Here is a 21,280-nt window from a genome sequence, read left to right as displayed (position 1 = left end):
GATCAGGACGACCGCATGCGGCGGCCTGCTCGGGGTGCTTTCCTAGTCCTGCGTCGGGCGAACACGAATCCTATGACGAGGAGCACAATGACGACGACATAGCCTGAATGGTCCGCTCTCTTGCTCGAAGGTTCCTTCGACGCGGTTTCGTTGGGCGTCCGCGGTGTCTGCTGCGACGAAGTTGCAGGCTCAGCCGACGAGACATCGGACTGAAGCGCGACTGACGAGGCCGCAGGTGCGGCGGCGGTTGCCCGCGGAGTGACGGTGGGCTCCGTCTCAGCCACCGAGAACGAAAAGAGCGCCTTCAGCGAATCCTGGGTCACTACGCCCGATGGCGCGAGCCCGTGGGCGCGTTGAAATCCCTTCAACGCTGCGACAGACTTCGTTCCCCAGATACCGTCGGGCGTGCCGGCGTCGTATCCTTGCTCGGCAAGCGCCTTCTGAACATCGCGGACCGGTCGGATTTCCGCGAGTGCCGCGCCTGCAGACATCGTGCAGAAGATGCACGCGGCCAGTACCGCCGCGTAGCTTGCCTGAAAAATCATCCTGCCGCCGCCCCAATCAAGACGCGTCCCTATACAGTCGCCACTGCGATGGTTCTTGCGCTTGGCGTCTTTCGGCCCAGCTTTCCTATTCCCTCGAAGCAAAGTCAAAATAAATTTGGATCAACTTCAGCGATAATATTTTGGAATCATCGCAACCCAGCTATATCAGTAGCTCCTGGTTGCTCGTTCGGGCTGATATTCGTGACAATAGACATTGCGCCGATCTTCCGGCCCTATCTCGACGAAGCCATCGCACGCTTCTCTTATCTGCATCCTGACGTGGAAATCGCGACCACCGAGGAAGGCGTTGCACTGAGCAATTCCGATACGGGACTGATTGCCGAATTCCGGTATACGCTCTATCGCCAAAAGATCCATCGCGAGACCGACACGCTTCGCCGGGCGGTGATCGAAAGACTGCTGCGATGAACGTGATGCCGCTGAAGTTCCGGCCGGTGGGCGAGCAGGAATTCATCTTCTGCAACGACGCCGGCGGGTTCTTCCGGTCGAACGGAGCGTTCCTCGAACGCTACGTCCATGGCGACATGACTGCCGAGGACCGGGCCTTCCTCAAAACGAATGGGCACGCCTTCGATAACGTCAGCGACCTCGCGTACAACGCGTTCAGCTATCGATGGGCGAAGCGTCTTCACGCCCCTGCCGACCTCGACTACGTCATCCTCGTGCCGACGCTTCGCTGCAATCTCGCTTGTGCCTACTGCCAGGTCAGCCGCGTCAACGAAAACGCGCCCGGTCACGATTGGGACGCGGCGACGCTCCAGGCCGTCCTTCGCTGGCTCGACGGGCTGTCGACGAAGGCGATCAAGATCGAATTCCAAGGCGGCGAGCCTCTCCTTCGCCTGGATGTCTTGCAGGAGGTCCGCGACTTCGCGCGGCAGCGGTTCGACAAGGCGCAGTTCGTCGTCTGCACCAATCTCCAGGACGTTAGCGAGGCGGCCTGGGACTTCCTGTCGTCGGAAGATACCTTCGTCAGCACGTCGCTCGATCCCACCCGCGCGCTTCACGAACGCCACAGGACTTCGGCCGCCGCCGCAACAGAGCAGTTTCTCCGGAACCTTGCCCGCGCGACGAACGACGGGCCGGATCGCGTCTCGGCGCTGCCGACCTTCGATCTCGATGCCCTCCCCGATCCCCGCGAAGTCATCGACACCTACGCCTGCTTCGGCTTCCGATCGATATACCTGCGACCCGTCAATCATCAGGGCTTTGCCCGGAAACGCTTCCGGACGCGAGACATCAGCGCCGTCTGGAACGCCTATGTGCGCCGCTTCGTCATGACCCTCGTCGAATATAACGCGACGTCGGAGCGCCCGATGGAGGAGTTCTATTTCTCCCACTGTCTGCGGCGCATCGTGCGTGGCGGCCATGATGGCCACGTGGACCTCCGGAACCCCAACATTGTTGGGAGAGACTACGTGGTGGTCGACCACGACGGTTCGTTCTATCCGACCGACGAGGCACGCATGATAACCCGGCTGGGGCAGATCGACCTGCGCATGGGCGACGTTCATACGGGAATGGACTGCACGGTTGTCGACGCCCTGAACGCGGAAGCGCTCAACCTCTTCGATCCGGACTGCGTGCACTGTCCCTATCAGGCCTACTGCGGCGTCGACCTCATCGACGACCTTTCCAGATACGGGCGGATCGACCTGCCCCGTCACCTTACCGATTTCTGCCAGAGGCACACGGCGCTCTTCGATCTGGCTTTCGAACTGCTCTATTCCGACGATCCAAAGGTACGAAGATCGATCGCCCTCTGGTCCGGTCTTGATGAAATGGACCCTGAACTGACGAAGGTTCACCAATGATCGAGCTCCGCATCAAGGTCGATCCGTTTCCTCTCGTGGAACCTCTTGTGGTCAGGCTACGGGACGCGGCAAGCGGTCCAGGTCCGAACGACGCCGTCCTGATCGGCATGGAGGGATCGCGGCGGGAATACGATTTCCAGGGCTTCTCTCTGGCGCTCCATGCGGCGAGTGATCTCAAGCTCGACAACGACGTGATCATGATCGTGCCAGGACAAGCAAGCGCCCGGCGCCTGCTCAGAGCGGATTCGCAGCACAACACGTTCCTGGTCACCGAACAGTGCGACCAGTTGTGCCTCATGTGTTCGCAGCCTCCCAAGAAGCAGCATGTCGATCTGTTTTCCGAACTGGAGACCGCCGCGTCCCTAGCGCCGTCGAACGCCTACATCGGCCTGTCGGGAGGCGAGCCTCTCCTTCACAAGAGGAAGCTCTTCGACATGTTGTTGTCGCTGTCGAAGACGCGGCCCGACCTGATGTTTCATATCCTTACGAACGGCCAGCACTTCGGAGAAGAAGACATCGACACTTTGCAGGAGATCGGCGTCGAACGGATCCTGTGGGGAATTCCTCTTTATGCCGCAAATGCCGACGGCCACGATGCCATCGTCAAGAAAACAGGCGCCTTCGACCGGCTGCCCAAATCCTTCTCCATCCTGTTCGAATCCGGGGCCGCCATCGAGCTTCGAACCGTCGTCATGCAGCAGAATTACGACGAGCTGCCGGCACTGGCTGGGTTCGTCGGCACTGCCCTGCCCTTCCTCGAGCGCTGGGCTATCATGCAGCTTGAAAACATCGGCTTTGGCCGGATGAACTGGGATTCGAGCTTCAAGGACACCTCCACGGACTTTGGCAATGTCGCGCGCGCCATCAACATCGCCACGGCGCGAGATGTTCCAGTCCAGCTCTATAACTTTCCGCTGTGCTCGGTTCCGGCCCGCTACCGCCACCTGGCGCCGGCGTCGATCTCCGACTGGAAGAACAAGCAAGAACCCTTCTGCGCAGACTGCTCGTCGAGGCAGCGATGCGGAGGCTTCTTCGAATGGTATGACCACAAGAAAGGGTTCAGGGGGCTGGGACCGATATGAAACGACGCGTATTTCTCATTCCGTCGCTGCTCGCAGCAGGTTTCCTGCCGGCAAAGACCGACGCCATGCCGCTCGACCCGATCGTCAAGAAGCCCGACCCTCATTCGATCCTCGAGCGGCTCAAGATTCGGCATCTGTATTCGCTCGCCGGACACCGGTCCCATTCGAGCCATAGCTCCCACAGCTCGCATTCCAGCCACAGATCGGGCAGCGGTGGCGGCTATCTGCCGAGTACGTCCTACGCGAGCCCATCCTACAGCGATCCCTCGCCAGCTCCCGCACCACTCTATGCCGCCCCGACCTATTCGGCACCGCCTGTGCAATCACCGGTTCCGGACCCCGCTCCTGTCGCGCCGCGGCAGGCGGCACCCGTCAAGACGCTTCCGGGAAACTCGAACAAGTTCCGACAGGTCGTAATTCAGGTGCAATCGGGACTGACGGCTTATGGCTACTATGCCGGCGCACTGACCGGAGTCGTCGACAAAGAGACGCGCGCCGCCCTGAGCCAGATGCAGCAGGACAATAATCTCAAGGTGACCGGCACGATAACGGCCGAGGTATTGGATGCGTTCGGCATCGCGGTGCAGTAGCCCCGGACCCGGCCATGCTGACGAGTCCGAACGCCATGTTAGCAAGCGGTTCGCCCTCGTGAAACTGCTTGTAGATCCCGATCAGGCCGGCCTCTATTCAGGCTAGGGTGGCGCCTTCGATGAGCCTCCGTTACTATAAAATGGAGGCTCACATGCCCGCAGTGGCGGAAATGCTAAAGGTGAGCGAGGCTGCCGTTGTCTCGCGCGTGAGCCTGCGCGACGTCAATCGCGTCATCGACGAACACATCTTGCCGGGCGCGTTCGTTTCGCTAGACAGCGGTCGTCATGTCCTGGCCGGAGCCTGCTCGCTCATCGCGCTTTACTTCGAAAGCGCCCGCCACCTTACCTCGGAAGAACGCTTGTTTACCATCCGGACGGCAGAGGCCCGGCTCGCAAGCGCTCGCAGCCTTCCGTGGTCCGCCCTACTGCGTGAAGACTGGACCGTGCACCACGAGTTTCTGACGATCGATCTCATGCCCTTTATGAGGGGCGCGCGCGAACGGCTGGACGACCTCGCCGCGGCGCGAGAAGCCATGGCATCATCGCCCGACATCCTTGGTGGGACGCCGGTCATTCGTGGCACCCGCATTCCTGTCTATGATGTTGCCGCGTCCACAGCGGCAGGCGCTTCGACGGAACGCATTCTCGAAACGTGGCCTAACCTCGATGCAGAAAAGATCAGGCTCGCGACGATCTACGCGGAAGCCAATCCTTTGCGTGGACGTCCGCGTGTCTTCAGCGACCTTCACGAAGGATCGGTCATCCTCACGGATCGTTGCGTTCCCCACCGCGGTAGGCGAGATGAAGTTCCTGATTGATGAGTGCCTCAGTCCTGAACTGGCCAAGATGGCGTTGGAAAAAGGTTATGGTGAAACGAGCCATGCCGTTTGAACGAAACTCCGGTACGCCTTGCCGAAAGCGTAGCAGCGTGCGAGGGAAACTAAATCTTAGCCGGGCAGCGCGAATAGACCGTCTTTACAAGCGTTGTGTGGCAAGCCCTAACCTTCTCGATTGCGCACTTGACGACGCACCGCTAAGCAAAGAGGGTGTGATACACGAAAACGTGCAATGTGCGTCCGAGGACTAAAATGACAAATGGGGCCGAGAGACGTCGCCAAATGGTGGAGCGCGCTCAAAAGACGGGTTACGTTCCTTCGAAGATCATCGAGGACGAATTTGGGGTCGATAGCTCGACGATCCGGCGTGATCTCGCTCGTCTTGAAGCCGAGGGACTTATCATCCGTACCCAGGGCGGTTTCCTGCCAATCGAGACTAAGGAAGGGTTTGACTATCCTTATGAACCAAGACGAAAATTTCGCTCATCGGTCAAAGGGCAGCTCGGACAATACGCTGCGGGCCTGGTGAAGGATGGTCAGACTGTCCTCGTCGATAGCGGCTCGACCACATGGCACGTGGCAAATAGCCTCAAATCCAGGCAGAACCTGACCGTGATCACAAACGATCTTCAGATCGCAATGTTGCTCTCGGAATGCAGCAACATCAACTTGCACGTCACGGGCGGCGTACAGGTCGATACAGTCTATACGCTCGTCGGCCCCAACACGGTCGACTACATCAGTAAAATTCACGTCGACATCGCTTTCATCGGTGCCGAAGCCGTGGAGGCAGAGCTTGGCTTGAGCAATGTCAACGTCATCGAGGTGCCGGTGAAGCAGGCAATGATCCGCGCAGCCGATTGCGCCGTGCTTGTTGCCGATAGCTCAAAGCTCGGAAAACGGTCCCTTGCCCGGGTCTGCGGTATAGACGAGCTTTCGCAAATTATTACCGACAGTCGGATCGACGCGGAACAGCGCAAGGCCTTCGGCAAAAAGCTCCAAATCGTCGAACTGTAATACGTCGCTGGGCCTCCAGGGCAACCGAGCCGCCGCACTTGCGTTGGGAAAGCGGTTTGCGGGGATTGCTTATTTCGCAGACACGCTTCTCCCCCTCCCCTAGCTTCGGAGCTGCGATTACTTTGCGATATCCTCCGGGTTTGAGCAGAGGCTTATCGTTGCTAGATAGTGCACACTATCGTGCATTTATTGCTTGACTGCACACTATCGTGCATGCTTGATAGTAGCAACGAGATTTCGATCAATCGTTCCGGAGAGGCGAAGTGACAAAAGACAAGTTGAAACTGGGCGTGGTTGGTTGCGGCCGTATTGCCCAGGCGGCGCATTTTCCTGCAGTCCAAAAGGCAAGCAATGTCGAGCTGGCAGCGGTATTCGATCCAAGTGCACTGCTTGCCAAGGGCGCGGGTATGCGGCTTGGCGTTCCCGCCTATACCGAGCAGCAGGATTTTCTGAACGCCGACCTCGACGCCGTGCTGATTGCTATCCCTGACCGGTTCCACGTGCCGGTCTCCATCGCCGCCCTCCAGGCCGGCAAGCATGTTCTTGTCGAAAAGCCGGTCGCCGTAACCGCGTCGGAAGCGGAAACATTGATCGACGTTCTCGGCAAAACCGGCCTCCAGTTGCAGGTCGGCAGCATGAAGCGGTTTGATCCGGGCATTGCTCGCGCACGGCAAGTCATCGCCGCAGGCGACATTGGCCGGATCTTGAGTGCGCGTTGCTGGTATCGCGTGATGTCGGAGCTGCGTCCACCCGTCGAGGCAACCTTGTTTCCGGCCATGCTGGTCGATCAAGACGTGCGAAGCCGCGAGACGGCGCTCAAAGCTGCCAACCGGAAGACACATCTTCTGGCGACTCATGGGATCCATACTTTCGATCTGATGCGCTTCCTTCTCGGCGACTTTACAGTGTCGGCAGCAACTATGGCGGTCGACGGCGCCGATCACTCCTGGCACGGCATTGCAACAACGGAGGCCGGTGCTGCTGCATCTTTCGAAGTAACGGCAAGTGTTCATGCCGAATGGACTGAAGGCTTCCAGGTCTACGGCAGCAAGGGACATATCAGCGCCGAGATCCCTTTTCCCTTCTCACGCGCAGCCAGCAAGGTTCGCATTTTCCGAGCCGAGAACTCCAGCTACGAGGAACCGATCTTCGGCGATACGGACGCCTACAAGCTGCAGGTGGAAGCCTTTGCGGCAGCACTCCTCAACGGCCAGCCGGTTCAGCCGACAGCGCTTGATGGCCTAAAGGCGCTCGAAATCGTGGAGTCCGTCAATTTGCTCGCCGCTCGTGCCGAGCCTGATCATCGCAAGTCGGCATGATCGCCATGGGCAGCTCCTCCAAGGCGATTGCCGTGATCGGGAATGTTCAAGCCGACCTGGTAATGCGGCCGGTGGCAGCCTTGCCTCCCCCCGGCGAAGAGCGGTTCGTCGAGGACGTCAGCTTCCGACCCGGGGGCAGCGGCGGCATAACCGGGATGGTGCTTGCGGCAGCCGGAGCGCCAGTTCGACTGTTCGGATCATTAGGTAATGATCCGATCGGTGCGGTTATCCGTTCGATGCTCGCCGCGGTTGGGGTGCAAACTTCCGACATCACGTCGGTCGAGCAGCCGACTAGCATCACGGTGGCGCTGGAGGCAGCTGACAGGGAGCGGTCTTTTCTTACGTCGCGGGGTCATATGGAGACCTTCTCGAAGAGGGATCTCTCAGATGATGCGATGACAGCGCCGATCACGCTTCTGACCGGCTTCTTCACGACCCCGGCCCTTCAGCCCGACGTAGCCGAGCTCGCCAGGCAAGCGCGTCAGAATGGCAGCATCGTATTGTTCGACCCTGGCTCCGACCAGGCCGGCTGGTCAGGATCCGTCCGCGACATGCTCCTTGCTGTGATCCAGGAGTGCCACTGCTTTCTGCCAAACGAGGCGGAGCTACTGGCCCTAACCGGGCACGAGGACGTGATCGAGGCGTTGGAGGAAATGCGGCAAAGCTTCGCCGGAGCGGTGGTCGTGAAGATGGGCGCGAAAGGCTGCCTGGTTTCCGCAAGCACCAACGCTGCCGCCGTCGAGATCCGGTGTGTTCCGATTGAGGGGCCGGATACGACTGGCGCGGGAGACAGTTTCAACGCAGGCTTTGCGCTCGGATTATCCCGCGGACGAGACTGGGCCGGGTCAGCTCGACTTGGGACCGCGATTGCCTCAGCGGTCTTGAAGCAGCCGGCAATGCGGCGCTATCTCACACCTCAGGATCTTGAGAGGCTTGATGAGCCGCCCGGTCATGATGGGAACCAGGTCAAGAATTCTGCGCTGTTGTAGGATCCCTAACGCGGGCTGTACCAGCAGCTCGCCCTCCCGGGGGGATGGCGCGTCACCCGGCTCGCCATCCCTCTTCGCAAACATCGAAATATTGAACCTAGCAGGGTGACCCGAAACTTGAACACCGCCTTGACTCACCAAGCATGGTTATCGGCTGCCGCTCATCGCATCGGACGACGCCTACGGGCACCTTTAGAAAATGGACTGACAAATTGATCCACCTTGGAATCTTCGCCAAAACCTTCGATCGCAAGACAAGCGCCAGTCTTGCCGATGCAATCGCGCTTGCCGGCTATGAGTGCACGCAGTTCAACATGGCGAGCATAGGCCTCGATACCTTGCCGTCGGTCGTGGACGATGGTCACCTCGAAACCGTGCGGCGTGACTTCGCCGCGAGCAACGTGACCATTCCGGTTATCTCTGGCACCTACAATATGATCGCCCCCAACCCGAAGGTTGTCGAAGAAGGAAGACAGGGTTTCCGCGTGCTCGCCGAAGCAAGCAAAGCACTTGGCTACTCGACGATCACCCTTTGCACCGGGACCCGCCATGCCATGGACAAATGGAAAATTCATCCCGACAACGCCGGTGAAGAAGCTTGGAGCGCGTTCCGCGGCGAACTCGACCGGCTGATCGAAATTGCCGAGGCGCACGATGTTGTCCTTGGTGTTGAACCTGAGCCATCGAATGTCATTTCCTCGCCGACGAGTGCGCGGCGCCTCCTCGACGAAGTTGGGAGCAACCGCGTCAAGATCGTGTTCGACCCTTTCAACCTCGTTGAATGGAGCAAACGCGATTATGCGTCCGACACCCTGCTTCGGGCCTACGATCTCCTGGCAGATTCGACGTCTATCATTCATGCACAGGATATGCGCATCGACGGCAGGCCTTGCGCGCCCGGGACAGGCTTCATCGACTTTCCCAGGCTCCTCAACCTGTTTGTCCGAGGCGGCTTCTCGGGTCCAGTCATCGCCCATGGTTTCGATGAGAGCGAAGCCGCGTCGACCGCCGCATTTCTCTCCGATCTTCTTCCGTCAAAGGAGCCGGTCCGCTGATGGGAAAGGGCGCCACGCGTCACCTCTTTCTGTCGCCGCATCTCGACGATGCGCCATTCAGCTGTGCCGGGCTTATCAGAAAGCTGACGAGCGGTGGCGACGACGTCATTACCTCGACCTTCATCACCGCCGACGCCATTGGCGCGCTTACGCCACTCGCGCGCCGGTTTCATGGCGTCTGGAACCGCGGCGACCGTCCCTACGCGATCCGCCGGCAGGAGGATCGGCAGGCCGCAAATTTCCTTCGAGCGCGGTGCCGTCATGAGGGGTTTCCGGATGCGATCTACCGCACGGATGACAATGGGCAGCCGATATACAGCGATATTCCGCAGCTATTTGCCGGACTGAAGCTCGCCGACCAAAAACATGTCGAGGCGGCCAAAGCCAGGCTTGGCCAGATCATCGCTGAGGAACGTCCCGACATTGTTTATGCGCCGATTGGTATCGGCCGTCATGCAGATCATCTCATGGTGGTTGCGGCGGCCAAAGATGTCTGCCTCGGCCGTCAGACGCTCAGGCTTTACGAGGAATTCCCTTATCTGCTCGGGGAATTCCCGGCCGAACACCCGATAACAGTCGAACGCGGCCTCGAGCTCTCGGGTTGGCAACAGTCAGTCCCTGAATTCATCGACGTGGAGCTTGCGGCTCGGATCGAGGCCGCGCTGCTCTATCCGAGCCAGATCTCCGAAATCTTCGGCAACGATGCTGGTCTCGTCGAAGCGATGCGACGACATGCCGAGCGATACGAAGCGCGCTCCGGCAGGGAGAGACTGTGGACACCAGGATACCCAGCACCTTTTGAAGGAGGGTTTGATGCCTGACGATCGTGACAATGAAAGCGCACTTCGCGTTCTCGCGGTCGGGCTTGGCCATATGGGCATTTCGCACGCTGCGGCTATCACTCGCATCGACGGCTTTGAACTGGTCGGCATTTGCAGCCGCTCGGTGCTTTCCATGGAAGTGCCACCTGCCTTGTCATCCGTCGATCGCTTCAATGATTTCGACGAGGCCCTGAAAGGGCTTAAGCCAGACGCGGTCATCATCAGTACTTATCCCGACACCCATGCCGATTTCGCGATCAAGGCAATGCGGGCCGGAGCCCATGTCTTCGTGGAAAAGCCGATGGCGCGGAGTGTTCAAGAGGGTGAACACATGGTCGCCGTCGCCAAGGAAACACAGCGCACTCTCTATATCGGCTACATTCTGCGCGTCCATCCCTCGTGGCGCGAGCTCATTAGGCGCGGCAAAGAACTCGGCAAACCGCTGGTCATGCGGATGAACATCAATCAGCAATCAATTGGGCATTCCTGGACCTGGCATAAAAACCTGATGAAGTCCCTGCCCCCGCTGGTCGACTGCGGCGTGCACTATATCGACGTTATGTGCGAACTGACGGGAGCCAAGCCCGTTCGCGTCCATGGCATCGGCGCGCGGCTCACAGATGAGATCGCCGAGGACCAGTACAATTATGGTCAGTTGCAGGTGGCCTTCGATGATGGCTCGATCGGCTGGTACGAGGTCGGCTGGGGCCCGATGATGAGCGAAGTGGCCTACTTCGTGAAAGACATCGTCGGGCCAAAAGGTGCGGTCAGTATCACGATGAGTGAACAGGGTGACGCCGCCAATGAAGGGGCATCGACGACCGCGTCTTCGGACATCCTGAACCATGTGAAAACGAGCGCGCTGCGGATCCACCATTCTGCGCTCAATCCGGACAATTCCCTGAAACACGCCGACGAAATCATCAGGATGGCCGACGAGCCTGATCATGACGCACTTTGCGAACTTGAGCAGCGCGCGTTTCTCGGCGCCATCCGAACAGGCGCGATCGACACGCCGGACCTCACAGCTGCGGTGGACAGTCTCCGGGTCGTTCTTGCCGCCGACGAGAGTATCCGCACCCGGCGTCACATCGACCTCTAGGCAGAGAAGGTTGCCCGACTTGACGAACGATAGTTTCATCCGATCTCTCAGCGGTGCATCCCTGAATGTCGTCAGTCGCGGCAATCATGGGCTCCCCGTGTTGTTCCAGCACGGCCTCGGCGGTGACGCGCACCAGGTAGCGCGCATTTTCCCCGACGATGAACGGTTCGCTCTGACCACGATCGAATGCGCCGGGCATGGTGGCTCGTCCTGCCCGCAGCCGCGGGCCTTTTCGATAGAGGCCTTCTATCAGGACATGGAAGCATACTCAGCTGGGCGGTTCCCGCACGGCTTTGTTGTGGGCGGCATCTCGATGGGCGCGGCGCTTGCGCTTGCGCTTGCGATCCGGAACCCTTCGCGTGTGCACGGCCTGATCCTGGTGCGCCCCGCATGGTTTCTGGACAAATCTCCTGACAATCTCGAGCCGATCCGGGCAGTCGGCGAATTGCTGCGGAGATACCCGCGCAAGAAGGCTCTCGAGATCTTTGTTTCGAGCGATCTTGCGGCTCGGATAAGGCGATCAAGCCCAGACAACTACAGCACGTTGACCGATTACCTCGGAGAACACCAGCCTGAATGGCTTGGGAAACTGCTGTCGGACATCGCAGGAGACGGTGTGGAATTGTCTACCGAGCAACTTGCGGCCATCAAGGTTCCGACGCTCGTCATCGGCGTCGACGCGGACGACATCCATCCCTTCACGCTCGCCGAGAAACTCCATCGGTTGATCCCTGGCTCCCGGTTTGAAAAGGCGCCGCGGAAAGACGACGTTCACGCCAAACCCAGCTACGCCGAGCGGACAGCCGAGCTCATCCTAGGGTTTCTTGGCGAGATCGAAGAGCCAACGCCAGACAGGCGCGACAGCACCGCGGCCCTGACGAGAAATTAGCGTTGAACTGAATTCCTGCGGGGGCGGCCCGTTCGGCAGACACGACTCGTCATTTTACTGAAGACCATCAATCAGCAACACAAAGAGGAAAATCCGATGCAATGGCTCAAAGAAATCTTCCACGTTGATAAACCAATCATCGCCATGTGCCACCTCCAGGCACTGCCTGGCGATCCGGCCTACGATACGGCCGGGGGCATGAAAATGGTTATCGACAAAGCTCTTGCCGACCTTACGCACCTTCAGGACGGTGGCGTCGATGCGGTCATGTTCTCAAACGAATTCAGCCTTCCCTATCTGACGAAAGTGCGCCCGGAGACCACTGCCGCCATGGCGCGTGTGATTGGCGAGGTGATGCCATCGATCACGATCCCGTTTGGCGTCAACGTCCTTTGGGACCCCATCGCCTCGATCGATCTGGCCGCCGCGACCGGTGCACTGTTCATCCGCGAAATCATCAGCGGCGTCTATGCGAGTGATTTCGGCCTTTGGAATACCAATGTCGGCGATACCATACGCCACAAGATGCGTCTCGCCCCGGACTTGAAGTTGCTTTACAACATTGTTCCCGAGGCCGCCTCCTATCTCGGCAACCGAAACATCGTCGATATTGCAAAGTCCACGGTGTTCAACAATCGTCCGGACGCGCTTTGTGTCTCAGGTCTGACCGCTGGCGCCGAAACCGATACGCAGATCTTGTCGAGCGTCAAAGCCGCAGTTCCCGGTACCGTCGTGCTGTGCAACACCGGTTGCAGGCTCGAGAACGTGGAGCGCCAGCTATCGGTCTCCGATGGCGCGGTTGTAGGATCCACGTTCAAGATTGATGGTGTGTTCGAAAACGCCGTCGATCCGGCCCGTGTGAAGGCGTTCATGGATAAGGTGAAGTCAATTCGACATTAGGCCCCGGTCCCCGGTTTGAATGCACCCCGGGCTTGGGTCCCTACGCTCTCCCCTTGATCGGGTGAGCGAACCTGGGTCGACGCTTAGCGGTGACATGCAGGGGGCTCGCTCTTTTGCATGTTGCCGACCACAAGTTCCATCATTCTGGAGGATTGAGATGGTTTACCCCTTGAAAGACAAAGTCGCTCTGATCACTGGAGCAAGCTCCGGCATCGGACTGGCGACAGCGCGTGCATTGGCTGCGCAGGGCGCTCAGCTTGCCCTGACCGCTCGCCTGGACACTGAGTATTCGAAGCTCGTTGAAGAGTTTTCGGGCCGGGCCTCGATCGTGGCCGCCGACCTGTGTGAAGACGGAATGGTCGAAAAGGTGGTCGACGATCACCTTAGGACTTTTGGCCGAATTGATGTTTTAGTGGCCAGCGCCGGGATGTTCCATCAGGGCTATGTACCGGACGATGATCCCGAAATATGGGACAGACTTATCGGACTGAACGTCAACAGCGTCTTTCGGACAATCCGCCGCGTGCTCCCAAGCATGGTGGCACAACAGGCCGGTGATATTGTCGCACTTAGCTCCGTTTCAGGACATACGGCGATCCACCACGAGCCAGTTTACAGTGCGTCGAAGCACGCCATTCAGGCTTTCATACACGGCCTGCGCCGGCAAGTTGGGCAGCAAAACATTCGTGTGGGGGCTGTTGCTCCAGGTATCGTTTTGACAAAACTTACGGGCTACACGGACGAAGAACAAATAGCAGAAAAGGTCCGACTGGGTGAAGGCGTGCGAGCAGAAGACGTCGCTGACGCGATTACGTTCATGTTGTCGCGCCCTCGACACGTCACCATTCGCGACATGGTGCTGCTCCCGAGCAACCAGCCGATCTGACATTCGCCACGTCGAATGTGTGCTGTACGAATACTAGCCCTCCAGCTAATCACCGCAAACGACAAGACGTCTTCCTCGGGGGGCAGTTGGGGGGCGGATCACGCACCGCGTGCGCTCAGGGCGCGGAAACGAATACCTTGTCTTTCGAGTATGGTGCATGTTGAGACCGGCTGCACGATCTCGTGCAACAGTTATGACAACCTGCAGCAGATCGGCACATCATCCTCTTTTGGATCGCCTGGCAATCTTGTTCGCCGCTGGCATAACTATTCCCCGACGAGAGGCGTTCGAGGGGCCAAACTCACGGCGATGGCCAGCCGGCATACGAGAATCGTTGACCCGGTGTTTGCTTCCCGCGAGCGGAGCTTATCAAAGTATATCGGACGTTACGCGACCTACGGCATTTCGGCTAAATGTCCCTAGTCTGATCTAGGTCCACGCGCTCGCAGTAACGCCAAGCATGAAGGTCCTACATCCATCAATCCATTTGTGCGAGTGCGCGCGTAGATAAGATCCTATAAAGTTGCATCGCACGATATCGCGCATTTTTAGACTTGACTGCACGCGAACGTGCATATCATATGTTGGCAACTGGGGAGGCCAGTGATGGTGGAGCGGAGCATGAAACTGTCCAGGAGAGTCTGTGGGCTGTCACTGCCTGCGCGTAAGGTGTTCAGTCAGCCTTAGGGCGCGCTCAATACCAAAAGATTCTCTTCACCAAAAGATTCTCTTCCCGGCCCGAAATTCAACAAGAAAAGGGGTTCAACCAATGCAATCGATCATTTCTCGTCGTCACCTTCTGAAGACTACCGGAGCCGCTGTTGCTGCGGCGACGGCCAGTAGTCTTTTCGGCCGCTACGCGCAGGCGCAAGACGCCGAACTGTCTGTGTTCGGCCCGCTACCGCCAGATCCCGCTCCTCCCGGAGCGGCGAAGTTTGCTGAGGCGGCATTCGAAGCGTGGAAAGCGGCAAATGCGACGTCCGTAAACTATGAGATGCTGGCGTGGCCGCAACTTCATGACCGCATGGCAACTGCCTTCGCATCGGGATCCGCACCTTGGGATATCATGTACATGTGCGCGTGGGTCCCCGAGTTCGAAAGCTTCCTCTATCCTTTCGTCGACGATCTCCCGGCCGAATTGATCGCCGACCTTCCGGAGTCCAGTTTTAAGACGGTCACGTGGAAGGGCAAGCGCTATGGAACCGTCTTCACGCTCTCGCTGCTCAATCTCTTCTATAACAAAGAGCATCTTGAACAGGCGGGTATCAAGGAGCCCCCAAAAAATTGGGACGACTTCAAGCGATTTACGAAAGAGTTGACCCGCGACGGACGTTTTGGCTACGTCTCGAACTATGCGGAGGCGGCCGGCATCGGCGGGGCCGCGAGCTACTGGATGGCATTTCTGCAGCAGGCTGGCGGTACGATGTACGGCGAAGACGGCATGCCGGTCTTTAAAGGTGATGCCGGCGTCGATGCTCTCCAGATGATGCTCGATCTGAAGGCGGCCGGAACCGAGCCGGGTTCGATCTCCTACGCCGGGATCAATGACGCCACCAACGTCTTCTCATCCGGTCGCGCGTCGATGATGATGAACTGGCCATTTATGTGGGCGACGGCGCAGGATCCCAAACAGTCGAACATCGTCGGAAAGATGGGCGCTACGATACTTCCTGCGGGCCCTGCAGGTTCCGCCTCGATCGACGGCACGGACGCCTGGACGATTAGCAATGCCAGCCAACATCCTGACAAGGCCCGAAAGCTGGTTGAGTTCTTTATGTCAAAAGAAATTCAGAAGCGTCAGGCACTCGATACCGGGTGGTTGCCGTCTCGACTGTCTGTCCTGGGTGATCCGGAGGTCCAGGCGGCACTGCCGATCGCAAAGGTGGTGCTTGAGCAGGCGCAACACCCCTATGAGAGTTTTGTCACGCCAGACTTTACCGAGGTAACGCAGGCGATTGGCACTGAAGTTCAGAAGGCGCTGCAAGGACAGAAGACGGCTATGGAGGCCATTGCTGAAGCGCACGATCTGGTGACGGCGATCGTCAAACGTCGCGGATGATGTCCCCAGAGGTGATATAGATGGCCACAACATTCGAGAAACGCCGACAGATGGTCGGCGTTGTTCTTATCGCGCCTGCACTAATCGTCATAGCCGGGATCCTTGGTTATCCGATCGTAAGGTCGGCATTGCTCGCGCTCCATGACGTCAAGCTCAGAGCCGGCAAACTCGATCAGGTCTGGGTTGGACTGGCGAACTTTAGGCAGATGTTTTCTGACCAAGGTCTGCAGCACGCCGCATTAAACACGCTTTACTTTTCCGCAATGGAGGTCATCCTCGTTGTCGGGATCGGTTTGGGCGTTGCGCTGCTTTTGAACCAGCCACAGGGCAGAAGTGGGTTTCTAAAGATATTGCTTGTTGTCCCTTGGGCAATCGCCCCGGTGGCCAACGCCGTGCTGTGGAAGTGGATTCTCAACTCCAACTACGGGGTTTTGAATGCCCTGCTAAAGACACTTGGGCTGATTGATGGCTACCAGGTCTGGCTGGGGACGCCGTTCAGTGCATTGAATTTCCTGCTTCTCGTCGACGTATGGAAGTCTATACCTTTTGTCACACTCCTGATGCTGGCGGGTCTCCAGCGGGTGCCTGTCGCCCTGCACAAGGCAGCGTACATGGATGGCGCAAACAGCTTCCAAAGCTTTCGCTATATCACACTGCCAGCCATCAAGGACGCTATCGGGATTGCAGTGATCCTCCAGACGATCTGGTCGCTACGGGTATTTGACATCATTTTCGTTCTCACGCGTGGGGGCCCCGCTGACGGAACAGTGCTTCTGAATTTCCTGGCCTACCGGGTCACGTTCAATTTCCTTGATATCGGCTACGGCGCGGCAATCGCGAACGTCATCTTCATCCTGACGTTCATGCTTGCCATTGGCTATCTGTGGCTCCTCAAACCCAAGCCCACGGCAGGTGCAAAATGAGCTTTCAGGCCTATCGCAACGGCGGGCCAGTCAAAAGGGTCGCTGTCTATTTCGGGTTGACGGTGTTTGTTGTCTGGTCAATTGCACCGATCGTATGGCTTATTGTGTCGAGCCTGCTGGAACAAAGTGCGTTGATCGCCCAGCCACCGGATCTTTCGCCATCCAACTTTACGGTCGACAACTTCGTCACCGTGGCGGCATCTGCAGCTGCGCTCGGGCGTGGCGTGGTAAACTCGCTCATCGTCTCGCTGTTCTCCACGGCACTCGCCCTGGCTTTGGGAGCACCGGCAGCCTACGCGCTCGCTCGCCTGTCCGTTCCCTTTTCGAATGCGCTCGGGTTTATCATTCTTGCAACACAGATGCTGCCGGGGATCGCGATTGCAATACCGCTGTTTCTGATCATCAGCTATTTGGGCCTGATCGACAGCGTGCTGACCTTGGGCGTCGTTTATCTGTCGTTCAACCTCCCGATCGTCATCTGGATTTTGCGCGGATTTTTCCTCAGCATTCCCGTCGGGATCGAAAAGGCAGCAGCCGTCGACGGCGCGGGTGTACTGCGAACGTTCTGGTACATCATCTTGCCGATTTCGATCCCCCCTATGGGAGCAGCCGCCGTGTTCGCGTTCATTGAGGCGTGGAACGAATTCTTCTTCGCTTTGATACTGACACGACAGAGCGCGCAAACAGTGCCGCTCGCGATCGCCCAGTTTGCGGGACAATATCAAACAGTGTTCGGGCAGATGATGGCGGCTGCCGTGATCAGCGTCGCGCCCGTCATCGTGATCGCAACAATCTTCCGGGACCAGATCATCCGCGGTTTCGCCGACGGCATGATGAAAGGATAGACAGTGACTGACGTAAGGTTGAAAGAGGTTTCCAAACGCTTCGGTAGCTTCCAAGTCTGCCACAATATCGATCTTGATATAAAGGCAGGCGAATTCATCACGCTTCTGGGCTCGTCCGGTTGCGGCAAAACCACCACCCTCAACATGGTCGCGGGCCTTGAAGACAGCACCTCCGGTGACATTCTGATTGGCGGAAGACGTGTCAATGACTTGTCGCCGGTCGAGCGCGACGTGGCGATGGTGTTCCAGAACTATGCGCTCTATCCGCATATGACAGTTGCGCAGAATATCGGGTTTACGCTGAAGATGCGCGGCGTCGCCGCATCAGTGATCCGGGAGAAGGTCCAGAAACTTGCAGCCTCTCTGGAACTCGACCATGTACTTGAGAGATTTCCAGCGCAGCTCTCCGGGGGGCAGCAACAAAGAGTAGCGATCGGCCGCGCCCTCATTCGAGAGCCGCGTATCTTCTTGTTCGATGAGCCATTCTCGAACCTTGATGCTTCGCTCCGAGTAAAGATGCGCACGGAAGTCAAGCAACTACATGTGCAGCAGAACGTGACTTCGATTTTCGTGACCCATGACCAGGAAGAGGCGATGTCGATATCGGACAGGATCGCCGTCATGTATCGCGGGCGCGTTGAGCAGTTTGGCACCCCCGAGGAAATCTATGCACGACCGGCCACCCGTTACGTCGCTTCGTTTATCGGGAGCCCGCAGATCGAGCTCCTCGATGGGGTTTTAGCCGAAGCAAACGGATCTATGTTCATTCGTGCCGGCGAGCAGACGCTTCCGGTGAACGTTGCTCCACGCAATTTCAAGGTCGGCAGACCAGTGGAGTTCGGCGTTCGGCCGGAGCACGTTCGCCTCGGTGAAACCGGACTTGAAGGCCGGGTGCATATGCTTCAGCCGGTCGGGCCGGCGACCCATGTAAACATCGATACAGCGGCTGGCAAGTTCACTGCAAGCGTGCCGGGCTTCCTCCAGGCTAAAACAGGTGATGCAGTCAAAATCGATATTCAGGCGCCGCATGTGCATGTATTCGACAAGGAAACAGGTGTTCGACTTTGAAGGTCCGTTAGTTATAGATGGCGGTGGTGTCTGCGTTTCCTCGTTAACAGGAGGCCACCGGTTCTGCCCTATGTATACGCAGGCAACCGGTTGCCGCATCGGATCGTGCCGCACGCACGACTGGCCACCCCGGCGAGATCTTCGAAAGGCTTCCCGTTGGACGGAAACGTTCCGCACGCCAACGTCGATGGATTTCCTGCGTCTGCATCATCGTCGCTCACCGTCCGATCAGGAGGTCATCCAGCTTATCTCCGCTTTGCATATCAGTGACAAGCCTCCGGAAATCAATCGTGTGATTGTGGGCATGACAGGCGCCCGACGGATCGGAGCTAACGCGCCTTTCGCGTTCGTGAGGTGATCTTGCGATGATGCCAGCTATCGAGCAGCATCAACGGTTCTATAATGGAACCAGCCGGAAACGAAATCTCACCGCCATTCGGACCCCGGAGAATAGCCGAAAGTCCAACGTGGCTCCTGGCCTGGGAGGGGCATCAACGCCTGCCATTAGGTTCACTCGGCTGTTGTCGATCCCTGCTCGACGACGGCCGTTTCCCTCTCGGCTTTCTATACCGGTCGTGCCGCAGCTCGGCTTAGCGCCCATCCTCCTCGCCGGCCACGGGGTAAATCTCTAGTGGCCATTCTTCATCCCAACGCTTCGCGCGCCATAGCGAAAGTCATGAACATGCGCAGCCGCGGTCGAGAGCGAGGCCACGTGGTAGCGGCGCGAGACCTCCATGAATTCTTATAAATTGCTTGGAGAGGATGATGGCGAACACATTGCCCCTTTGCCCCCTGCAAATGAACTCGCTTCGGCGGCTGAAACAGGGCCGCACGCTTGAAGAGGTTGCCATAATCGAGGGCCGAAGTATCGGTGACATAGAGCGTTGTTTGGCCGATGCATTGGTGCTGCTCGGCGTGGCGTCGATCGAGGAAGCCATTCTCAAGATCGAACACGCTCAATCGGAGTAAGCATAATGATGCAGCTCCTAACCTGCTAAGGCTCCTGCATCACCTGCAAGAGGCTTGAACCTGCCAACGTTCGGAGGCTAATCAAACGTTCGTTCGAGGCAACTCACAGTATTGCCGTGACCGCCTGGGATTCTCAGTTGCGGCCGGAGCCACTTGCTGGCAGCCCCGGCGATGACGCATGGCTACTGGCCCGCCCCGCTTTGATCAAACGCGACCGCCTCCCCACGGCAACGTGACATCGCCTATGCACCGGCCGCTGGACGATTACGAGAACCTCAATGGTGCCATGTGCCGCAAGGAAGCCCGTACCCTGTCGCAGTCATTGACGCTGCGACAGGTGCGTCGGCTGCTGAAGCGGATACGAGCTGGAGGCGCAGCGTCAACCCGGCACAAGGCGATAGGCCGACCGTCGAACACCGGATCATGCAAAGGATTTTCGCGGCCTAACCGCGGTTTCCCGACGCGGGAACCTGAACAAGCGGAAGCGACGCAGCAACTGGAGGCTTGGCGCGCGAACCCGCCCAAGCATCCTGCGATCAGACAAAGGTGAAGTCGGAGGGGGTAAGGTGCATGTTAGCCAGGTCTGAGACGCTACCTACTTCCGACAAGTGGGCGAAGACATCCACGTGATTAGGCGAAGTAACATACGCTAAATCGACGGTCCTGGTATCGGCGTTGTGGTAGACGATGATGTCGCCGGCGCTCTCTCCGGATATAGCGCTCGTTGCGTCAGACCCGCTGGCGAAACTCTGGTCTGTGATTACCACGACGTGTTCACCGCTCGCACCCGAGGCCTTGCCCTCATAGAAGGTATCAACGGTGGAACCCGCCTGAAGGTCGGCGTGATTGATAAAGTTCGCACCACTATTATCGTTGCCCAATCCCTTCACATCGAAAGCGAAAGTATCTTGAGCCGGGTTAAAATCCAGGATCGTCGATACCGGTTCCGGGATTGGCCCAAAATAAAGCCCCGGCTCTGGAGTGCCCGGCGTCGGATTGTGGAACTGGAAAACGAACGTGTCGGAGCCTTCGCCTCCTGCCAACGAATCCCTACCGTCCCCCACGAAGAGTGTGTCATTGCCTCTTCCACCATCGATATAGTCGTCGTCGTGACTAATGATGCGCGGCTGGTCGTGCCCATTGTCGCCGGAGAGAATGTCGTTACCGTCATCGCCATGGATTTGATCGCCGCCCGGACCACCGATCACATGGTCGTCCCCCCTCCACTGAACACGCGGTCGGCGCCCGCACGAGCGTAGATCTTGTCATCGCCACCTTTGCCAACGATCATATCGTTACCATTGCTGCCCTCGATGATATCATTGGATTCTGTTCCCAAATACATGCTTCTAAAGCTCCTAATGTTACTAGGTTTGGTTATTACGGGACTCCCTATAACCGCGACCACCCACTCTGTGAAATTCTCTGTTTGAATACAAAGCATCGACGGAACGGATGATTAAGCGCACATCAAGAACAACGTTGGCCTCCCGTGGTGCCGATTAAAAAGCTCGATCCGATTCTACGGCTGGTTCTCAAATCGGGTTTGTCAC

At 58.2% G+C, this 21,280-nt stretch carries 23 protein-coding genes; 20 read left to right on the top strand and 3 right to left on the bottom strand.

Going from position 1 to position 21,280, the window contains the following annotated elements; genetic code table 11:
- Window positions 1-2: 2 nt before the first annotated feature.
- On the bottom strand, window positions 3-545 hold the full coding sequence (locus AS026_RS22925; protein WP_007539721.1) for a peptidoglycan-binding domain-containing protein: 543 nt from the start codon (window positions 543-545) through the stop codon (window positions 3-5).
- A 201-nt stretch (window positions 546-746) separates the two neighbouring features.
- On the opposite strand from AS026_RS22925, the gene AS026_RS22920 reads away from it, so the two are divergent.
- The 20 genes from AS026_RS22920 (at window position 747) to AS026_RS22830 (ending at window position 19,727) form a co-directional block, all read left to right on the top strand.
- A complete protein-coding gene (locus AS026_RS22920; RefSeq protein WP_028747003.1) occupies window positions 747-974 on the top strand; it encodes a hypothetical protein in 228 nt (75 codons plus the stop codon).
- Window positions 971-2,377, top strand: coding sequence for a His-Xaa-Ser system radical SAM maturase HxsB (gene hxsB, locus AS026_RS22915; protein ID WP_007539717.1), 1,407 nt, complete (start codon window positions 971-973; stop codon window positions 2,375-2,377). The genes AS026_RS22920 and hxsB overlap by 4 nt, the downstream gene beginning before the upstream one ends.
- Complete coding sequence (gene hxsC, locus AS026_RS22910; RefSeq protein ID WP_007539715.1) at window positions 2,374-3,459, top strand: His-Xaa-Ser system radical SAM maturase HxsC; 1,086 nt, start codon at window positions 2,374-2,376, stop codon at window positions 3,457-3,459. The genes hxsB and hxsC overlap by 4 nt, the downstream gene beginning before the upstream one ends.
- Window positions 3,456-4,049, top strand: a complete 594-nt coding sequence (gene hxsA, locus AS026_RS22905; RefSeq protein ID WP_007539714.1) for a His-Xaa-Ser repeat protein HxsA — start codon at window positions 3,456-3,458, stop codon at window positions 4,047-4,049. Before hxsC ends, hxsA begins: the two co-directional genes overlap by 4 nt.
- Before the next feature lie 152 nt (window positions 4,050-4,201).
- Window positions 4,202-4,867 carry a DUF433 domain-containing protein gene (locus tag AS026_RS22900; RefSeq protein WP_007539712.1) on the top strand — a complete coding sequence of 222 codons (666 nt, stop codon included), beginning with the start codon at window positions 4,202-4,204 and terminating at the stop codon, window positions 4,865-4,867.
- Window positions 4,868-5,137: 270 nt separating this feature from the next.
- Window positions 5,138-5,902, top strand: coding sequence for a DeoR/GlpR family DNA-binding transcription regulator (locus AS026_RS22895; protein ID WP_007539709.1), 765 nt, complete (start codon window positions 5,138-5,140; stop codon window positions 5,900-5,902).
- A 263-nt stretch (window positions 5,903-6,165) separates the two neighbouring features.
- Entirely contained in the window at window positions 6,166-7,221 is a 1,056-nt protein-coding gene (locus AS026_RS22890; RefSeq protein WP_007539707.1) for a Gfo/Idh/MocA family protein, read from the top strand.
- Window positions 7,218-8,210 carry a carbohydrate kinase family protein gene (locus tag AS026_RS22885; protein WP_007539704.1) on the top strand — a complete coding sequence of 331 codons (993 nt, stop codon included), beginning with the start codon at window positions 7,218-7,220 and terminating at the stop codon, window positions 8,208-8,210. The genes AS026_RS22890 and AS026_RS22885 overlap by 4 nt, the downstream gene beginning before the upstream one ends.
- Window positions 8,211-8,422: 212 nt before the next feature.
- Entirely contained in the window at window positions 8,423-9,265 is an 843-nt protein-coding gene (locus tag AS026_RS22880; protein ID WP_100248116.1) for a sugar phosphate isomerase/epimerase family protein, read from the top strand.
- Entirely contained in the window at window positions 9,265-10,086 is an 822-nt protein-coding gene (locus AS026_RS22875) for a PIG-L deacetylase family protein (protein ID WP_007539700.1), read from the top strand. Before AS026_RS22880 ends, AS026_RS22875 begins: the two co-directional genes overlap by 1 nt.
- Window positions 10,079-11,188, top strand: a complete 1,110-nt coding sequence (locus tag AS026_RS22870; protein ID WP_007539698.1) for a Gfo/Idh/MocA family protein — start codon at window positions 10,079-10,081, stop codon at window positions 11,186-11,188. The genes AS026_RS22875 and AS026_RS22870 overlap by 8 nt, the downstream gene beginning before the upstream one ends.
- A gap of 19 nt (window positions 11,189-11,207) precedes the next feature.
- Window positions 11,208-12,077, top strand: coding sequence for an alpha/beta fold hydrolase (locus AS026_RS22865; protein WP_157224565.1), 870 nt, complete (start codon window positions 11,208-11,210; stop codon window positions 12,075-12,077).
- A 96-nt stretch (window positions 12,078-12,173) separates the two neighbouring features.
- Window positions 12,174-12,977 carry a BtpA/SgcQ family protein gene (locus tag AS026_RS22860; protein WP_007539694.1) on the top strand — a complete coding sequence of 268 codons (804 nt, stop codon included), beginning with the start codon at window positions 12,174-12,176 and terminating at the stop codon, window positions 12,975-12,977.
- A gap of 157 nt (window positions 12,978-13,134) precedes the next feature.
- The gene (locus tag AS026_RS22855; RefSeq protein WP_007539692.1) at window positions 13,135-13,863 is read left to right on the top strand and encodes an SDR family oxidoreductase; all 729 of its coding nucleotides are present in this window, start codon (window positions 13,135-13,137) and stop codon (window positions 13,861-13,863) included.
- 769 nt (window positions 13,864-14,632) lie between these two features.
- Window positions 14,633-15,922, top strand: coding sequence for an ABC transporter substrate-binding protein (locus AS026_RS22850; protein WP_007539690.1), 1,290 nt, complete (start codon window positions 14,633-14,635; stop codon window positions 15,920-15,922).
- A 20-nt stretch (window positions 15,923-15,942) separates the two neighbouring features.
- Window positions 15,943-16,845, top strand: a complete 903-nt coding sequence (locus tag AS026_RS22845; protein WP_007539688.1) for a carbohydrate ABC transporter permease — start codon at window positions 15,943-15,945, stop codon at window positions 16,843-16,845.
- A complete protein-coding gene (locus tag AS026_RS22840; protein ID WP_007539685.1) occupies window positions 16,842-17,690 on the top strand; it encodes a carbohydrate ABC transporter permease in 849 nt (282 codons plus the stop codon). The genes AS026_RS22845 and AS026_RS22840 overlap by 4 nt, the downstream gene beginning before the upstream one ends.
- Window positions 17,691-17,693: 3 nt before the next feature.
- The gene (locus tag AS026_RS22835; RefSeq protein ID WP_007539684.1) at window positions 17,694-18,758 is read left to right on the top strand and encodes an ABC transporter ATP-binding protein; all 1,065 of its coding nucleotides are present in this window, start codon (window positions 17,694-17,696) and stop codon (window positions 18,756-18,758) included.
- Window positions 18,688-19,116, top strand: a complete 429-nt coding sequence (locus AS026_RS40350) for an MFS transporter (protein WP_341872177.1) — start codon at window positions 18,688-18,690, stop codon at window positions 19,114-19,116. Before AS026_RS22835 ends, AS026_RS40350 begins: the two co-directional genes overlap by 71 nt.
- Window positions 19,117-19,523: 407 nt before the next feature.
- Window positions 19,524-19,727 carry a hypothetical protein gene (locus AS026_RS22830; RefSeq protein WP_062368635.1) on the top strand — a complete coding sequence of 68 codons (204 nt, stop codon included), beginning with the start codon at window positions 19,524-19,526 and terminating at the stop codon, window positions 19,725-19,727.
- 536 nt (window positions 19,728-20,263) lie between these two features.
- Here AS026_RS22830 and AS026_RS22825 read toward each other — a convergent pair.
- On the bottom strand, window positions 20,264-20,935 hold the full coding sequence (locus AS026_RS22825; protein ID WP_007539680.1) for a calcium-binding protein: 672 nt from the start codon (window positions 20,933-20,935) through the stop codon (window positions 20,264-20,266).
- Window positions 20,932-21,072 (bottom strand): hypothetical protein, encoded by a 141-nt coding sequence (locus AS026_RS44270; protein ID WP_328285769.1) that lies wholly within the window; start codon window positions 21,070-21,072, stop codon window positions 20,932-20,934. The genes AS026_RS22825 and AS026_RS44270 overlap by 4 nt, the downstream gene beginning before the upstream one ends.
- Between the last annotated feature and the right edge of the window lie 208 nt (window positions 21,073-21,280).

The sequence above is a fragment of the Rhizobium altiplani genome (assembly GCF_001542405.1).
Classification (GTDB): domain Bacteria; phylum Pseudomonadota; class Alphaproteobacteria; order Rhizobiales; family Rhizobiaceae; genus Rhizobium; species Rhizobium altiplani.
This window is presented reverse-complemented; position numbering and strand designations above follow the sequence as displayed.

What these genes read in the sequence shown, in the direction of transcription:
- AS026_RS22870 (WP_007539698.1), top strand. Translation starts at nt 10,079, where the DNA reads ATGCCTGACGATCGTGACAATGAAAGCGCACTTCGCGTTCTCGCGGTC.
- AS026_RS22830 (WP_062368635.1), top strand. Translation starts at nt 19,524, where the DNA reads ATGGCGAACACATTGCCCCTTTGCCCCCTGCAAATGAACTCGCTTCGG.
- AS026_RS22885 (WP_007539704.1), top strand. Translation starts at nt 7,218, where the DNA reads ATGATCGCCATGGGCAGCTCCTCCAAGGCGATTGCCGTGATCGGGAAT.
- AS026_RS22840 (WP_007539685.1), top strand. Translation starts at nt 16,842, where the DNA reads ATGAGCTTTCAGGCCTATCGCAACGGCGGGCCAGTCAAAAGGGTCGCT.
- AS026_RS40350 (WP_341872177.1), top strand. Translation starts at nt 18,688, where the DNA reads ATGCAGTCAAAATCGATATTCAGGCGCCGCATGTGCATGTATTCGACA.
- AS026_RS22855 (WP_007539692.1), top strand. Translation starts at nt 13,135, where the DNA reads ATGGTTTACCCCTTGAAAGACAAAGTCGCTCTGATCACTGGAGCAAGC.
- AS026_RS22895 (WP_007539709.1), top strand. Translation starts at nt 5,138, where the DNA reads ATGACAAATGGGGCCGAGAGACGTCGCCAAATGGTGGAGCGCGCTCAA.
- hxsB (WP_007539717.1), top strand. Translation starts at nt 971, where the DNA reads ATGAACGTGATGCCGCTGAAGTTCCGGCCGGTGGGCGAGCAGGAATTC.
- AS026_RS22900 (WP_007539712.1), top strand. Translation starts at nt 4,202, where the DNA reads ATGCCCGCAGTGGCGGAAATGCTAAAGGTGAGCGAGGCTGCCGTTGTC.
- hxsC (WP_007539715.1), top strand. Translation starts at nt 2,374, where the DNA reads ATGATCGAGCTCCGCATCAAGGTCGATCCGTTTCCTCTCGTGGAACCT.
- AS026_RS22875 (WP_007539700.1), top strand. Translation starts at nt 9,265, where the DNA reads ATGGGAAAGGGCGCCACGCGTCACCTCTTTCTGTCGCCGCATCTCGAC.
- AS026_RS22845 (WP_007539688.1), top strand. Translation starts at nt 15,943, where the DNA reads ATGGCCACAACATTCGAGAAACGCCGACAGATGGTCGGCGTTGTTCTT.
- AS026_RS22925 (WP_007539721.1), bottom strand. Translation starts at nt 545, where the DNA reads ATGATTTTTCAGGCAAGCTACGCGGCGGTACTGGCCGCGTGCATCTTC.
- hxsA (WP_007539714.1), top strand. Translation starts at nt 3,456, where the DNA reads ATGAAACGACGCGTATTTCTCATTCCGTCGCTGCTCGCAGCAGGTTTC.
- AS026_RS22850 (WP_007539690.1), top strand. Translation starts at nt 14,633, where the DNA reads ATGCAATCGATCATTTCTCGTCGTCACCTTCTGAAGACTACCGGAGCC.
- AS026_RS44270 (WP_328285769.1), bottom strand. Translation starts at nt 21,072, where the DNA reads ATGTATTTGGGAACAGAATCCAATGATATCATCGAGGGCAGCAATGGT.
- AS026_RS22860 (WP_007539694.1), top strand. Translation starts at nt 12,174, where the DNA reads ATGCAATGGCTCAAAGAAATCTTCCACGTTGATAAACCAATCATCGCC.